This window comes from Chitinophaga sp. CF418 (assembly GCF_900142925.1).
Lineage (GTDB): Bacteria > Bacteroidota > Bacteroidia > Chitinophagales > Chitinophagaceae > Chitinophaga.
Map to the genome: position 1 here is coordinate 119,880 of NZ_FRCN01000006.1, position 17,078 is coordinate 136,957.

Sequence of the window (17,078 nt, forward strand, 5' to 3'; positions counted from 1 at the left end):
CTATCTGCACATGACAACAAGATTTCTCCTTATCATACTAACCTTTCCGCTACTGTTCGGTAGTTGTCTGAAAGATATCAATCCCAGTGACTCACTGACTACAGGAACGCTGACACAAACAACACAGGGACTAAAACAGGCGCTGAGCGGCGCATATGCGCTGTTTAAAGATCACGTGGAGTTCAATGGCACGACAGACCTGAATAACATGTACCTGCGGCAATATTTTCAGATGAGTGATTTTGCCAGTGATGATATTGTCTGCGCACAAACCACCACTGATCCGCTGTATTATAGTTTCTCGCTGAACCATACGCCCACGCAGACGAACAGTCGTTACTTCTGGTACATTTCCTACAAGATCATTAATGATGTAAATACCGTAATAGAAGCTGCGGAAGGTATCCAGAATCCTGATGCAACGGTGAAACAGCTGATAGGAGAGTGTTACTTCCTGAGAGCGTTCTGTCACTTCAACCTGGCGAATTTCTATGCCCGTCCTTATGCAGAGAATGCAGCAGCAGCCGGTATCATTCTTCGCACATCTACCAGCGATCCTGCTTCCAAGGCCCGGTCCACGGTAGGGGAGGTCTATGCGGCTATCATTGCCGATGCGGCAAAAGGCGCTGAGCTGATGGGACAGCAGCGCGGTGTACAGTATGCTTCCCAGGAGGCTGCATGGGCATTGTTATCGCGGGTGTACCTCTATAAAGGGGATAATGACAGCACCATTTACTATAGCAATAAAGTGATCAATTCCGGCAGGTTCACATTGGAAACTGCAGCGGGTTATCCTTCTATGTTTGCCAATGCTGGCGGCAGTAAAGAGACGATCCTCTGTGTGGCGTTTACCACAGTGGATGATTATGGTAAAGCTGGTTCCATTGCCTCTATGATCTATTCTGACGGTAATTCCGGCTGGGGAGAGGAGTTTGCATCGCAGTCGCTGCGCGATACTATGTCAGCTCATCCGGAAGATATACGCTGGTCTTATATTGTACCACTGAAAGACGGCTCCGGGAATCTGCAGAAGAAGAACGGCATTGAAACTTATTATATTACCAAGTTCTCGGGTCAGGGAGGCAGTCCTACACTCAGTTCTCCGATATTTTTCCGCCTGGCGGAGATGTATCTCAATAAGGCGGAAGCAGAAGCTAAAGCCGGTAATACCGCCGCCGCGCTCACGGACGTGGACATGATCAGGAAGAACAGGGGGTTGGAGGGGGCCTTATATAATGGGCAGTTGCCTGCAGGTAAGACAGCGCTGGAAACAGTGCTGAAAGAAAGAAGGGTAGAGCTGGCCTTTGAAGGGCACCGCACATTTGACGTGTACCGCAATAAATTAAGCATGAACAGGACTTACTGGGGGTACCATCTGCCAGGACTGAAGGAGTCTGATATAGATCTCAGTAAGAAACCCGCGGGATATGCGAATATGATCATCGCTCCGGATAATAATCGGGTGGTCTATTACATTCCGATCGATGAGGTCCAGACCAACAAACTGTGCTCACAGAATCCTTAATTCATCTATTAAAGCCTGATCACTATGCGTTCATTCAGATATATCTTCTTCATTATAGCGGCAGCGCTTATGAGTGCCTGCAGCGACGACAAAGTAACACCGGATGCTGCTGTTTTTTATGAGGTCAGCATCAATGGCGATGATGTAACTTTTACCAACAAAACGACCGGCGCCGTGTCTTACAAATGGGATTTCGGGGACGGGACTACGTCGGAAGAGGAAAGTCCGGTACACACCTATCCTGGCAAAGGGAAATACGTGCCTACCCTGTATGCCACCACAAAGGATGGAAAGGTGACCGAAGGTTCGACGGTTTTGTATATTGCCAAAACATCCCCCGTAAAAATGGACGATAATTCCCTGGCCGACTGGGATCATGTAACGGACTATGACATTACTCCCGTTGCAGGGGAAACGTATTTTAAGCGGGCAAAATTCGACTATGACGCCTCTTATGTTTATGTGTACCTCGAAGTGAATTCAAAGGCGGAAAACGCCGATATATACGATTTTTATATGGACACAGATAATAATGCAGGAACAGGGTTGCTGACCGGCACTTTCCCCGGTGGAGGCTATGATGTACTGTTGGAAGGAGCGGTGCTGGCCGACTGGTTCGATGCATTCTATCACAAGGGTGATCAAAATGCCTTCACTTTCGATGCCTCCGGTGTGACGGAATTTTATACACGGGGAGCACAGCAGCAGGATGGTAATGTGCTGAAGTTTGAGCTGCGCCTTTCCCGTGCGAAGCTGAAAGGCCTGGCTGCTACCACCGCTCTGCGCATTGGTATAGAGGCGACAAAGGGTGACTGGTCTGCCACACTCGGGGATATGCCCGGCAAGTCACAACCTTCAGTGCTCATCAATTTTGAACAATAATTGACCTACGTAACCCAACTATAAATAATGGAAAAACAGACCGGCCGTTTACTATCGCTGGATGTCATGCGTGGAGTGATCATGATATTACTGGCGGGCGAAAGTTGCCGGGTATATGAGTCGATCAGGGAGTGGCATGACAATGCTTTTATCCGGCAATTCTTTCATCACCCCTGGCACGGCTTGCGTTTCTGGGATCTGGTGCAACCCGCTTTTATGTTCATGGCGGGTACGGCAATGTATATATCCTATGGAAGCAAACGCCGGAAGGGCGTCAGCTGGAATCAGAATTTTAAACATATCGCTATACGCAGTGCAAAGCTCTTCCTCCTGGGGACGGGCCTGCATTGCGTATATGCAGGCAAGCTGGTGTGGGAGCTGTGGAATGTGCTGACACAATTGTCCGTAACCGGGATCATCGCTTACCTGGTGATCGGACGTTCCTATACATTCCAGATCAGTACAGGCTTGCTCCTGATCCTGCTGAACGATGTCCTTTACCGTAGTATACTCATGCCCGGTTTCGACCAGCCATTTGTTGAATACCACAATTTCGGCGCTTATATGGACACGTTGCTGATGGGGAAGATCAATACAGATGGCTGGGTAGCTATCAATATCATTCCTACGGCTGCGCATACGGTATGGGGTGTAACTGCGGGGAAATTATTGTCTTCGGCAGTGGATGGCAAGCGGAAAGTGGGGATACTCGCTGTTGCCGGGCTGGTATTACTTTGTCTCGGGTTTGGTGCTGACCTCACAGGATTGTCGCCCATCATTAAGAGGATCAGTACAGCCGGATTTGTATTAGCATCTGCCGGATGGGTATTACTTATACTGTCCTTCCTCTACTGGTGGATAGATGTACAGGATCATCAGCGGTATACCTGGATAGCCGTGGTGGTTGGGATGAACGCTATTTTTATCTACCTGTTCTTTGAAACAGTTGGAGCACAATGGCTGAACGGGGTAGTGGGCATCTTTGTTCCATGGCATATACCGGCAGCACTGGCCACCTGGGGGCTGGAATGGTATCTCTGCTACTGGCTGTATAAAAAGAAGATCTTCTTTAAATTATAATGCCGCCATCTGCTCATAACAATTTCTTAACCTTGCCTGCTGACGGTAAGCGGTTCATCTTACAGTTCTTCTCATAAACAAGACAGCGAAGATGAAGCGTATCTATGCAATAGCAGGTGGGCTGCTGTTAACATTGTCAGCCGCCGCACAACAGACAGGTCATGTCGTATTGATCACTATTGACGGATTCCGTCCAGACTTCTACCAGGAAGCATCCTGGGGTATGAACAACCTCAGGATGATGAAAGAGAACGGCGTATCTGCAGATGGGGTGAACTGTGTGTTTCCCAGTGTAACCTATCCTGATCATACTACGATTATTACAGGTGTGAAACCTGCTAAACATGGTATTTATTATAACGCACCTTTTGAGGAAGGAAAGGCCAGTGGTGTATGGTATTTTTATTATAGCGGCATCAAGGTGCCTACTTTATATGATGCGGTACATAAAGCTGGTAGAACAAATGCCAATGTGATCTGGCCGGTGACTGTCGGAGGACCTATAGATTATAATATTCCGGATATCTGGCCGATAGGTAAGTTGACCGACAGGAGGGAAGAAACTGCCAAAGCAACCACGCCTGCTGGTCTCTGGCAGGAGTTGCAGGACAATGCAACAGGTAAGCTGGGTGCAGATGATTTTTCGATGGTAAGGGAAGAACTGGTGATGGATGAGAACGTGGCCAGAATGGGCGCTTATATTATAACGAAATATAAACCTGCTTTCACCACGCTACACCTTGCCTGTACAGATCACTATGAGCATATGCAGGGCAGGGACGGATTGCTGGTTAGAAAATCAGTAGCGGGTGCTGACAGGGCCATCGGTACTATTCTGGAAGCATTGATCAGAGCTGGTATTAAAGACAGTACTACTATTATTGTAACAGGTGATCACGGTTTTGTGGACATTCAGCAGTCATTCTCCCCGAATGTATTGCTGGCTGATGCAGGACTGATCGCCGATGCAGACAGTGGTAACTGGAAAGCAAGGTTTCATTCTGCGGGAGGTTCCGCTTTTTTACATCTGAAAGATAAAAATGACAAGGCCTCACTGGAAAAGGTAAAGGAGGTCCTGACGCGTTTGCCGGCCGATCAGCAGAAACTGTTTAAAATAATAGACCGTAAACAACTGGACGCCATTGGGGCAGACCCTAATGCGGCACTGGCGCTGGCAGCGGCTCCTGGTGTAACCATTGGCGGCGGAGTGAAGGGAGCTGTTGTGAAAGCAGCGAAAGGGGGGACACATGGTTTTTATCCGGACTTCCGTGAGATCCAGACCGGTTTTGTGGCATATGGCGCTGGTATAGCGAAGGGCAATACAGTAAAGGAGATGGATCTGACAGATATAGCACCCATCATCGCGAAATTGTTGGGATTGTCATTTAACACTGCCGACGGACATATTCCGGCAGGCGTACTGAAATAAGCAACCTACTATCTATGAAATACCCATGTAAAAAGAAGCCTTTAAGTCCCTCCTGGGATTTAAAGGCTTCTCAGATTTTGTGCATCTGATCAGGATTGTTTGTCGTAGCCCACCATCCAGTTAATACCAAACTTGTCGGTGAACATACCAAAGAGCGGAGACCAGAAAGTAGGCGACAGTGGCATGATGATTTTGCCGCCTGCAGAAAGGCCATCAAACAGTTTCTTTGCTTCTCCTTCAGTAGTTGAACTGATGGAAATAGAGAAGTTGTTGCCAATGTTTACGTCTCCCATTCCGGAACCGTTATCACTGCCCATTAGCACATCGCCTTTGTTGCCGATAGCCATTGACACGTGCATAATTTTGTTCTCATCGGCAGCAGGGCATTCTTTTCCCGCTTCCGCAGGCATGTCCTTGAATTTTGAAATCATTTGGAATTCTACGCCAAACACAGACTTGTAAAAATTAAATGCGTCCTCACAGTTGCCATTAAAGATCAGATAAGGGTTAATTGCAGCCATATCAGTTTTTTTGATTGTTAAAGAATACTTCTTTTTGCGCGTTATGGAATAATTCAAATTTAAATGGATAATGAGATTCCAGGGGTGGCCATATCAGACAATGATGGGGTGGAATCGCGTCATTAACATAAGTGTCATGACCTGTCCCAGAACGCAGGTGGTTCAATACCCAGCGCCCGCAGGTATACAAAGCCCTGTGCCCTGTGATGGATCTCATTATCGATAAAGTAAAACAGGAGGAACTGGATGGTGCCCTCCCATTGTCCGAAGGCGAGGTCAACTTCGTGGAATCTTTCAGGCTTTATCTGTGGCCATAGACGATTAATCTTTTCCGTTAGTTCGTCCCACATGTATAATAAGGACTCTTTGGTCTGCGGAGCAGATTTTTTTTCCTGTTCTCCATAGGCCAGCCATTGGCCTGTAACGATGCCATCCATACCCGGATTACCCATATTGATCATTTCAAGGGCCAGTTCTGCGAATGGACGCATGCCTCCCACGGAGAAGGTAAAAAGTTCGGTTTCCGGAAAGGCTTCGATCACTCTACGGGTGAGCCGGCGATGTCCCTGCCAGTGTTCAAGCAGTTCTTCGGGGGTAATTACTGTTGCTGATGTGGTCAGTTGCTGTGTCATGTCCTGATGGGTTTAAAGATGAGTAATTTGCTTACAGTACAAAGGAAATCATGCGGGGTGACAACCTTATGTCAGCATCATCCCGGGCTCTGAAAAAAAACACAGATCACCCACAACAGGTTCACCCGGGCGGGAATAAAAGTATAAAACGGGGTATGCTGATCAGAACTATTGATTATAAATGTGTTGGACAGCTATCTGTCGTAAAACACTACTGGTAGTACTCATTAAAGGAATGTGGATAACTTCTGTTGTGGATAACTTTTGCTAAATTTTTTTAACATTTCTTTAGCTGTTAAAAGACTGACTATCAAATTCCATTGCCCGAGCCCGTCAGGTTGGTCTCTCCCATGAACATCCCAGGGGTGGGGACGTATTTTTAATATTTTCATATTATTTATACTTTTAATCTTAAAATAGTAATATTTTTTCGCTATACCACATTATGCCTATGGAGACTTTTTATACTTCCCATCATGTTGTTGCGGGAAAGGTGGACAGGGCTTTTTCAAACACAAAAACATTGTATGTCAGCTAACTGGTAACACCGCAGGTTTTAACAGTTACTGACCATTCACGAAATCCCTATTGATGAAAAAGCTTCTAATACTATTATGCCTGTCATTGTGTTGTGCTTTCGGGACCTTGCATGCACAGACAGTGTACGTAAATATACCGGATACGGTATGTATGTCCAGAACCAACGCTACTGCCAATCAGATCAAGTTCACCAGTGTGAACGCTATGGTAGAAGGCGCCGGGTTGGCAATCCCCCAAAAGGCCGACTGGACTATCACTTCCCCTAATAATACCGACGCGGACTACGAGATCCTCTATACGGAGAATCCTGTCGGAACTAAAGCCAACAAGCTGACTAATACCAAGACGTTGACGCTGCAGTTCCTGGTACCGGGCGACTATACATTTAATATCAAGCTTTATTATAAAGGAGCGGATAGTGTATTGAAAACCGTGACACGCACAGTGAAGATGCATGCTGTGGACTGTACCATCAGCACCTGTGGTGTCGGTGGCGCCACCATGGCCGGGTTCTCTGAGAATTTCGGGAGCATGCCTGATGGCGTAAATCGCAGAAACTATCCTGTGGATGGTGTGGTATTATATAATTATCAGCCTACAGGTGATCTTAATAACGATAGCTACGCGATCACCAATAGTCCTTCGTTTGCCAAGAGCGACTGGGTGTCGACAACTTCAGATCATACCGGCGGTTACCGTGGTGCAATGCTGGTAGCTAATTCGGCTGTTGCTTCCCGCCAGTTCTATGAGAAGACCATAACAGGTCTTTGTCCTGGTTCTGTATATAACTTCAGCGCCTGGTTAATGAACGTCAACTCTCCTGATGCATTAAACAATACCTGCCGCAGCGGTTATCAATATGCAGGTGTTACCTTCACGGTGGTGGATGCAGCCAATCCTGCAAGGATCCTGAATAATTTCAGGACTTATTCTGTATCTATGATGCAGGGTACTGCCGGACCAACCTGGCAGCGATATGGCGGAACATTCATTGTTCCTTCTGATGTGGATTCTGTAGTGGTATATGTAACAAATAATAAACCAGGAGGTTGTGGCAACGATATCGCTATAGACGATATCGAATTTTCCTATTGTAGCCCAAGTATTGTTGCTACGATAGATGGTGATAATGAAACCCTCCAGGAAGTATTGTGTGAAGGCGCACCGATCACTTTATCAGCGTCCTTCCAGCCAGTCGGTTATTTCATTGACCCTGTCTATCAATGGCAGATGAGTGACGATGAAGGCCGTACATGGATAAATGTTCCTTATGGTTCCGGTAACGCGCCACAACTGGTGATAGGACCGGGTGAACTGAAAGGTACACGTAAAGTAGCATCAGACTACCTGTTCCAGGTACTTATATATGAAAGAGGCAGTGATTCTACTACCTGTTCCTCACCCTCATCCCAGATCAGGTTGACGATATTGCCAATGCCGACGCTCAATCTGACCCAGAGTGAGGTGTGCTCCGGTACTTATGTGGAACTGGAAGCTTCCGGTGGTTTCGATTACTATACCTGGAAAGACCTGCCTGGCTATACAGATACCAAACGTACCATCCAGGTAGATAAGGATACTACTATTACTGTGTTTGGATATGTAGAATATGCTGACGGACATACCTGTATGGACGAGAACAGTACCGAGATCAAGATGGTGCGCTCTCCAAGGGTAGATGTGGCAGTTTCTGACGCTAACATCTGCGTGGGTGAATCTGTGAACCTGAAGATCAACGATGTACTGAATGGTTATACTATTAACTGGTTCAGAGGTCCGGATGCAAGTGGTGCAACGACACCAATGCCGGAGTACGATAATATGGTAGAGGCATCTCAGATCCAGATCAACAGCCTGGCCGACACCGTGTTCTCCGTTACGGTAAAAGATGTGGCGAATGTCTGCGAGGTAACTTCCAACCCGGTAATTATAGACGTCAGCGCTACACCAAGCACCGCGCTGAAACCTAACCAGAACGTCTATTGTGCATCTGCCAATCCGACCGGTAACTTTACCGTGGAAGTAGGTAAAATAGTAGGCGCAACCGGTACCTGGAGAGTGGAAGATGTGTACGGTCCTAACGTTACCGATGATGTGATCGATAATTATGTGAAGATCCTGCTGCCTTCTGCTGAGCGTACAAGGGTGACGCTGAAGAGACCAGGTACTTCTGTAGTATTATCATGGACGGTAAGGAGCCCGGCCAATGCCAACTGTGCTACGACGATACTGGATACCCTGCATCTCCTGGTAGATCCTACTTATAGTAATGCCGGTAAGGACACTACCCAGTGTGGTACAGATAATATCTTTATTATGAACGCCAGCCAGCCGCTTGCTGACACCGCGGCTTCCGGTCCGGCGGCAGAAAAAGGTATCTGGAAACTGGTGTCCGGTAACGCGACGATCGCTTATGACACTGCTTACAATACAGCTGTAACGGCACTTGATAATGAGGGCGATATCGTACTCACCTGGAGCATTACAAATGCCGGTGGATGTGTTGCCAATATCGATACTGTTATACTTCATAAAATAGGTAAGCCGGTTATCAAGCTGGTGAACCCTGTTATATCCTGCAGCAGTAAAGGCACCTTTACATTAGATACCTTATCTACTAAAGGAACGCCTACCTTATATTCTATTACTCCCGGCACATCGCCGATGCCTGGCTTTGTAAATGTTATTGACCAGCCGCTGAACTGGCCGCTGAATGTTTCATATCCTGCTTCAACGGCTCCGGGAGTGTATACTTTTAATCTGAGCTACAAGACTGCGAAAGCGGGTTGTGATTCTACCATTCCGTTCACCGTAAATGTATCGTCTGCGCCAACAGCTGCTACGGGAATTACGGCAAGCGCTACCAACATCTGTGGTGCAGGTAATACTGTTACGCTGACCGTAAATGGCGGAAGCCTCGGCCTGCAGTCAGACAAAGTGACGCCAAACGGCGTATGGGCATGGTATGCAGGAGGTTGTGGTACAGGTACCCGCCTGGCTACAGGTGCAACTGTTACCCTGCCACTGAGCGCTACCACCACTTATTATGTAAGAGCAGAAAGCCTCGGCGGTTGTGATACTACCGCTTGTGTAAGTAAACTGGTGACTTTCACGCCAATGCCGGCAACTGTAAGCGCAGGTCCTGACCAGTCTAACTGTAACAGTACCACCTTTACAATGGCAGCCAGCGATCCTGCACCTGGTGTGGGCGCCTGGAGCCTGCCAGCAGGAACTACCGCTACTATTACTGCCGGTCAGGTGAACAGCAGAACTGCTGTGATCAATGTACCGCAGGGTATCAGTGTAGCCGCTGTGTGGACCGTAACAAACAGTACCTGTGTTGCAAAAGACACTGCTCTGCTGACCAACTTTGCACCTCCGACTATCGCTGATGCGGGTCGTGATTCGATACAGTGTGGCAACGCTCAGTTCATTATGAAGGCGAATGCCGCAACAATAGGTACAGGTACCTGGACATTGCCGGCAGGTACTACTGCCAGCATTACCGCCGGACAGCAAAATAATCCGAATGCGACGATCAATGTGCCGGCAGGTGTCACTGTGACCGCTACCTGGACCATCAGGAATGGCCTTTGTGTTTCTACCGACAATGCAGTATTAACGAATGCAATCCCGCCAACGACGGCTAATGCCGGACCAGATCAGGCGAAATGTGGTGTAAGTAACTTTACCATGACTGCCACACCGGTAACGGTAGGCACGGGCAAATGGATACTGCCAGCTGGTACTCCTGCTACCATTCTTGCTTCACAGATCAACAATCCGAATGCAGTGATCAGTGTACCGGTAGGTGTAAGCGTGGTGGTGACATGGCAGACCACAAATGGTACATGTATAAGTTCAGACAATGTTACACTGACCAACTCTGTGATGCCCGTAACGGCAAATGCAGGACCGGATATGTCGCAATGTAATAACACGGTGTTCACCCTTTCTGCCAATGCGCCGGGAGCCGGTGGCGGCACCGGTAAATGGAGTGTAGTGTCTCCGGCCAGCTTTGTCTTGCCTGGAGCCTCCGTTAACAATCCGAATGCGGTGTTGAGCATTCCGGCAGGTACAGTAGTTGTATTACGCTGGACCATCACCAATGGTGGTTGCTCTTCTTCTGATGATGTGACACTGAGCAATAGCCTGGCGCCAAATCCTGCTGTTGCCGGTCCTGACGAGGTACATTGTAATACACCGGCCTTCGCGCTGACAGCTAATTCAGCTGCAGGCGGCACCGGTACCTGGAGAGTATTATCTCCGTCAACATTTATTTTCCCTCCTGCAGATATTAACAATCAGGCGGCTAATATATCAGTACCTGCGGGTACTGTGCTGAAGTTGGAATGGACGATCGCAAATGGTGGTTGTACGACAAGTGATACTTTGGTGCTGACAAACTACGCATTGCCGGACGTGGCAGGCGCGGGACCAGACCAGTCACAGTGTGCGGGCCTTGACTTCAAAATGGCCGGCAACAAGCCTACAGTGGCAGGTGCTACCGGTACCTGGACAGTAGTAAGCGGTTCTGCTACTATTGCAGCAGGTCAGGCTAATATGGATACAGCGCATGTGACATTACCTACCGGTACGACAGCGGTATTACGCTGGACGATGACGAACGGCCTCTGCTCCAATTTTGACGAAGTAACACTAACAAGTATACCTAAACCTACAACTGCCAATGCCGGCGTAGACCAGCAGCATTGCGATAATGCGCTGTTCACAATGGCGGCCAACACACCAGTAACAGGTACTGCTACCTGGAGCCTGCCTGCGGGAACTTCCGCGAGCATCGCCGCCGGCAATTTCAGTAATCCGGCTGCAGTAGTGACCGTACCTCCTGGTACAAGCGCTACTATCGCCTGGGTGATCTCGAACAGTACCTGTAACTCGGTGGATAGTATTACGCTCATCAACAGCGTAATGCCGAACAATGCAACCGCAGGTGCAGACCAGGTACATTGTGATGATCCGAACTTCACTATGAATGCCAACAGCGCATCTCCAGCTACCGCCGTAGGTACCTGGACCATCGTAGGTGGCGCTACCGCTGTCATCTCAGATATTCATAGTCCTACCGCTAACGTGACTTTACAGCCAGGTACAACTACCACCCTCCGCTGGACAATCGCTAACGGGGCCTGTACTTCAACGCCTGATGACGTTGTGCTGACCAATCAGCCTGCTATTCAGGGTAATACGATCACTGCCGACCAGGTGCTGTGCGCAAGCGATGTTCCTGCAATGCTGACAGGTGGTGTAGTAAGCGGTGGTACCGGCACATTTACCTACCAGTGGCAGATGAGTACTACCAATGCCATCACCGGCTTTGCGAATGTAACTACCGGCGCCGGTGGTACCAGCGATAGCTATACACCGGCCAGCATCAGTCAGAACACCTGGTTCAGACGTGTGGTGATGTCTGGCGCTTGTACCGGCAACATCAGTAACGCAGTGATGCTGAACCTGATGAGCACACCGCCGGTAGTAGTATCTGTTCCTGCACCGATCACTGTTGATTGCGTACAGGGTACTGACTATACCACAAAGTTTGGTACACCGGTATTCAGCCATGCTCCTTATAATAATGAACCAGTAACCGTTACCAGCGCTGACGTGACAACTACCGTAGATGCTTGTACGTTCAGAATAGAGCGTACCTGGACTGCGACTGACCGTTGTGGTCTGAGCGCCCAGGCACAACAGGTGATCACGGTAACGGATAAGACAGCTCCTGTATTCGACGCAAAAGCTCCGGCTAATGTGACCGTAAACTGTGACGCTATTCCTGCAGCTGTGAACCTCACTGCAACAGACGCTTGCTCTGGTCCGCTGACGGTGACTCCGATAGAAGTAACCGTGAGCCAGCCGGGGGCCTGCCCAAGCAACTACCAGCTGATCCGTAAATGGGTAGCTGTGGATGCCTGTGGTAATGCCAGCGATACCCTGAAACAGGTGGTGACTGTACGCGATATAACTCCGCCGGTATTCGATAATCCTGCACCAGCCAATATCACAGTTAGTTGTGACCAGGTGCCTGCAGGACAACCGCTGACGGCTACCGACAACTGTACGCCGGGTACTATTACCGTAAATCCGGTGGATGTACGTAAAACCCTGCCAGGCAGCAACTGTGATGGTAATTACCAGATCATCCGCACCTGGACAGCGACAGACCTTTGCGGTAACAAGGCTGCTCTGACGCAGACCATCACCGTACAGGATAATGTGAAACCGGTATTCTCTGTAACTGTAGCTCCGGTTATTACCGTGAATTGCGACAGCGTACCGGATGTAGCTGCAGTAACTGCTACAGACAACTGTACAGCTACTGTAAAAGTGAAAGTATCTCAGCGGAAAGAGTTCCTCTCTAACAGCTGTCCAAGTAACTACAGACTGACACGTATATGGACCGCCATTGACAATTGTGGTAATACCGCCACCATGCAACAGGTGATCACTGTACAGGATACGGCAAAACCGGTATTCACTTCAGCAGCACCTGCTGATACTACAGTAGATTGTAATGCAGTACCAGAGCCTCCGGCTACCCTGACGGCAACAGATAATTGCGGTACCGTGAAGGTGACTTATCTACAGACACGTGAGAACACCGGCACATGCGCCGGCAACTATCGCCTGATCCGTACATGGACTGCGAAGGATGCTTGTAGCAATACCAGCACTCTCCGCCAGGTGATCACCGTAGCGGATACTACCAGACCGAAGATCGATCCGGCGCCGGCAAATGTAACGATCAGTTATGATGAGTCGCTCCCTGTTCCGGCTACCCTGTATGCAGTTGATAACTGCGATGTGAACTTCCCTAAGAAGGTAACCATGGTACAGGATCCGTTTACAGCTAATAAATGTGCAGGATATACTGTTGTAAGAAGATGGAATATTTCCGACGCCTGCGGCAATGCGGCAATAGAACGTGTGCAGACCATTACCGTAAGTCCGGCTCCTAAACCGGAACTGGATCCGAACCTGCCTGCGAACTGTTCGAACAATACAAAATTTGCAATACTCTTAAAAAATAAAGTAAGCAAGCCGAAGTTCACCCTGGTAAGCGTGGTGCCAGCCACCGCAGCGGTTACGCCACTGACGCAGAGCAGTAACGTATTCGACCTGAATGGTGCTATACAGGCCAGCTTTACAGTGACTAACGGTGTAACAGGCTGTGTATCAGATACGGTTACCTACGATCTGAAGTACATCGAAAAGCCGGTGGTTGAACTGGGACAGGATGTCTCCATTTGTGCCGGTGAATCTGCAACACTCGATGCAGGCATCAATAATGCTGGTTATAACATCCGCTGGTCAACAGGCGCTAACACGCAGACTATCACGGTGAATACCAGCGGCACTTACAGTGTGACTGTATTCAACGGTGTGTGTGCGACCACTGATGAAGTGAAAGTAACGGTAAATAATCCGCCGGTAGTAAATCTGGCAGATACTACTATCTGCGAAGGTTCAAGCGTGAAATTGAACGCCTACATCCCGGCCGCTTCCTACATCTGGAGCACAGGTGAAACAACATCTTCGATAGATGTATATATGGCCGGTACATATGGTGTGGACGTAACATTGAATGGCTGTACCACACATGACGATGTGACTGTGACGGTGGCTACTGCTCCGAATGTTGTGCTGAGCGACGATACGCAGATCTGTCCTGATGAAACAGCCATACTGACGGTAGATCCTGATGGTGGTAATGTACGCTGGAACAGCGGGGAAACTACTAATGAGATCGTGGTATCAAGACCGGGCGACTATTGGGTAACCGTAAGCCGCGGTGGTTGTGTGGTGGAAGATACAGTTAGAGTGACGCTGAAATCTCACCTCGATATCGACATCGGTCCACAGCGGGATATCTGTATCGGAGGCAGCGTAGTACTGAATGCAGCCAATGCCGACGCAGTATCTTATCTCTGGAATGATGGTGATACCAATCCTGTGAAAGAAGTGAACAAACCAGGTAAATATATTGTCTCTGTGATGGATAGGTTCTGTTCTCAGATCACAATGGATAGCGTAAATGTAACAGTAGCAGGCATCCCTGAATTCGACCTGGGCCGCGATACCACGCTGTGTCTAGAAAAAGCGCTGGTACTGAAAGTGAATGCCGGTACGGGCAACAGCATCCGCTGGCAGGATGGCGCTACTACCAGCACTTATACTGTGACCAGCACTGGTTACTACACTGTGGTGGTATATAATGATTGCGGTTCTGTATCTGACCATATAGCAGTAACTTATAAGCCTTGTGAAGCTAATCCACAGTTCCCGACAGCCTTTACGCCTAACGGCGACGGCAAGAACGATGTGTTCAAACCAACAGCGGAAGGTCCGATGTACGACTATGAACTGCGCGTCTTCAACCGCTGGGGTCAACAGGTTTGCTTCATCAAAGATTACAGGCTAGGATGGGATGGCCGATATATAGGCAACCTGGTAGAAAGTGGTTCTTATATCTGGGTCATCAATTACAAAAAGAAGGTGGGAGGTCCGGTTACACAGGTGACAGGACAGATAACAGTAATCAGATAAGAAGTGTAAAGTCCAATAGGTAAAAAGGCGTCCCGGGTTGATCACGGGGCGCCTTTTCATTTGCGGGCCAGGTGTGCTGAGCAACACCTGGTCCTTTTTTTTGTTTATTGATTGATCCTGAATTTCTCTGCTGATCCGATGGTTGTTTTTGTACAGGTCATACGTGCTACGCCATCTTCTGCTGACAGGTAAGCGCCATTGTTACCCCTGAAAGAAACGGTGCCATCTGCATTGGAGATCCAATCAAACTGTTCCCATGGTCCCAGGGCGGGACGGTTACAGATAACTGGCAGCTGACCATTCTCAGAGCATACATAGTTGCTTTGGTTTATCAGCGCCACTTTACCGCCGCCGGCATCTACTATGGTGAACTGTTCCCATGACTGAGTAACAGCACGGTTACAGATCATCGGCTGGGTATTGCCCTCGCTGCATACGTACATATTGTTGAAGCCTTTGATGGTAACAGTCTGTCCGATAGGAATCACTGTGCCGCCGGGAATAGTAGGAGTGGGGCGCACTGCTGTCAGCGCTATCTGGCCTTTCAGCATACGGCCGCCATCACGGGTGAGGCGCAGGTAATAATCAGCAGAACAGGCCACACCATCTTCGTCCAGTGTCCGGAAGTTGGAACCTGCCGGTATCTGACTGCTGTTCTCCGCGGTTTTGGCGATCTGGTTACCTTCGTTGTATTCATCGAACATAGAGATATAAATACCCTGTACGCCTAGTTTTACCATGTTATAGAACTGACGCCACATGAAATCGCCGTGTGCACGTTGTCTTTCCTGGAGATCACCCGGCAATATGCAGGGCTGATAATCGATGCCGTTGGCAGCACAATAAGCCAGGTCAGGCGTGTTAACGTTGTTATAGAAATTATCGGCGTCTCCTGCATTACCGATACGGCCTACCATCCAGGGAGAGAGCATGTTGAATGCTTTGTAGGTATTCAGGAAGCCAGGTCTTGAATCGCTGGTCTCATTGCGCCAGTGGGTAGGTACGCCACCTATCACATAGCAGCCCTGATTCTTAAACCAATTGATCACGTCCAGGCAAACAGCTGCTGACCAGGGATGATTCTCATCGTTGAAACCAAAACCCCAGATGCAGACAACAGGTTTGCCATTCTGACGGGCATAAGCAGGAGAGGAGGTGTAGGCAGACATTTTGTTTGTCCAGTCTGTCTTTAGTTCCGATTGCATGTTTGTCCAGCCGCTTACATCGTACATGATGTAGAACTTACGGCCGTATTGTTCAGCCGCCGTTTTCACCTTAGCGGTAATGGCGTCCCTGATAGGACCTTCCTGGCCATTCGGATTAAAACGCTGTAAAGCTGCAACATCTATCTCGTTCTGCTGCATCCAGAGGAAGTGTGTATTGACCGTCTGATCGGAGAAGGAGGAGAAGAGTTTTGCTGGTTGCCCGTTATTCAGCGCAGGCCAGGCAGTGGTATAGGTATTGGCATAATCCCTTACATCGGGCCATGACTTGATGCCATTGTTGGTGGCTGAGGGGGACTGTGCCCAGTTCTGTGTCCAGTGCCACCAGGCATTAATAGGAGAGCCGTCTCCCGTGCAGGCAAACCATCCCTGGTAACCTACGGCGATCTTACCTACTACATCCCCAACCGGAGATGCGTTGACGTTGGCCTGCATGTTTTGCTGACCATACAGTTTTTCTGCCTCATTGTTGAGGTCTTTCTTGCTACAGCTGATGGCAAAGAGGAGGGTGACTGCTGCCAGCAGACGATTTCTGAGTTTCATAGTATTTGTTTTGATTAGAAATTACCGGTTGTAATGGATCGTTGAGTATAAAGATTTTAAATGGGTGAACTAAAGTATATGGTTTCTAAAAAGAGAGGTAGAACAATAAGATGCGACCATTAAACGGAAAGCCGC

The 17,078-nt window shown here is 48.6% G+C and carries 8 protein-coding genes; 5 read left to right on the top strand and 3 right to left on the bottom strand.

Annotation, left to right across the window (positions count from 1 at the left end; all coding sequences use genetic code 11):
- Positions 1-10: 10 nt before the first annotated feature.
- The 4 genes from F3I09_RS14685 (at position 11) to F3I09_RS14700 (ending at position 4,916) form a co-directional block, all read left to right on the top strand.
- Positions 11-1,525, top strand: a complete 1,515-nt coding sequence (locus F3I09_RS14685; RefSeq protein ID WP_149695790.1) for a RagB/SusD family nutrient uptake outer membrane protein — start codon at positions 11-13, stop codon at positions 1,523-1,525.
- A 24-nt stretch (positions 1,526-1,549) separates the two neighbouring features.
- Positions 1,550-2,407, top strand: coding sequence for a PKD domain-containing protein (locus F3I09_RS14690; protein ID WP_149695791.1), 858 nt, complete (start codon positions 1,550-1,552; stop codon positions 2,405-2,407).
- 27 nt (positions 2,408-2,434) lie between these two features.
- Positions 2,435-3,487, top strand: a complete 1,053-nt coding sequence (locus F3I09_RS14695; RefSeq protein ID WP_149695792.1) for an acyltransferase family protein — start codon at positions 2,435-2,437, stop codon at positions 3,485-3,487.
- A gap of 91 nt (positions 3,488-3,578) precedes the next feature.
- Positions 3,579-4,916 (top strand): alkaline phosphatase family protein, encoded by a 1,338-nt coding sequence (locus tag F3I09_RS14700; protein WP_149695793.1) that lies wholly within the window; start codon positions 3,579-3,581, stop codon positions 4,914-4,916.
- An 89-nt stretch (positions 4,917-5,005) separates the two neighbouring features.
- Here F3I09_RS14700 and F3I09_RS14705 read toward each other — a convergent pair whose 3' ends face one another.
- Complete coding sequence (locus F3I09_RS14705; RefSeq protein ID WP_149695794.1) at positions 5,006-5,437, bottom strand: VOC family protein; 432 nt, start codon at positions 5,435-5,437, stop codon at positions 5,006-5,008.
- A gap of 134 nt (positions 5,438-5,571) precedes the next feature.
- Complete coding sequence (locus F3I09_RS14710; RefSeq protein ID WP_149695795.1) at positions 5,572-6,069, bottom strand: DinB family protein; 498 nt, start codon at positions 6,067-6,069, stop codon at positions 5,572-5,574.
- A gap of 591 nt (positions 6,070-6,660) precedes the next feature.
- Between F3I09_RS14710 and F3I09_RS14715 the strand changes: the two genes are divergently transcribed.
- On the top strand, positions 6,661-15,177 hold the full coding sequence (locus tag F3I09_RS14715) for a gliding motility-associated C-terminal domain-containing protein (RefSeq protein WP_149695796.1): 8,517 nt from the start codon (positions 6,661-6,663) through the stop codon (positions 15,175-15,177).
- A gap of 104 nt (positions 15,178-15,281) precedes the next feature.
- Here the strand turns inward: F3I09_RS14715 and F3I09_RS14720 are convergent, their stop codons facing one another.
- Positions 15,282-16,943, bottom strand: coding sequence for a lectin (locus F3I09_RS14720; protein WP_149695797.1), 1,662 nt, complete (start codon positions 16,941-16,943; stop codon positions 15,282-15,284).
- Positions 16,944-17,078: the final 135 nt, after the last annotated feature.

Coding starts and splice junctions, on each gene's coding strand:
- F3I09_RS14695 (WP_149695792.1), top strand. CDS start 2,435: ATGGAAAAACAGACCGGCCGTTTACTATCGCTGGATGTCATGCGTGGA.
- F3I09_RS14715 (WP_149695796.1), top strand. CDS start 6,661: ATGAAAAAGCTTCTAATACTATTATGCCTGTCATTGTGTTGTGCTTTC.
- F3I09_RS14720 (WP_149695797.1), bottom strand. CDS start 16,943: ATGAAACTCAGAAATCGTCTGCTGGCAGCAGTCACCCTCCTCTTTGCC.
- F3I09_RS14700 (WP_149695793.1), top strand. CDS start 3,579: ATGAAGCGTATCTATGCAATAGCAGGTGGGCTGCTGTTAACATTGTCA.
- F3I09_RS14710 (WP_149695795.1), bottom strand. CDS start 6,069: ATGACACAGCAACTGACCACATCAGCAACAGTAATTACCCCCGAAGAA.
- F3I09_RS14690 (WP_149695791.1), top strand. CDS start 1,550: ATGCGTTCATTCAGATATATCTTCTTCATTATAGCGGCAGCGCTTATG.
- F3I09_RS14705 (WP_149695794.1), bottom strand. CDS start 5,437: ATGGCTGCAATTAACCCTTATCTGATCTTTAATGGCAACTGTGAGGAC.
- F3I09_RS14685 (WP_149695790.1), top strand. CDS start 11: ATGACAACAAGATTTCTCCTTATCATACTAACCTTTCCGCTACTGTTC.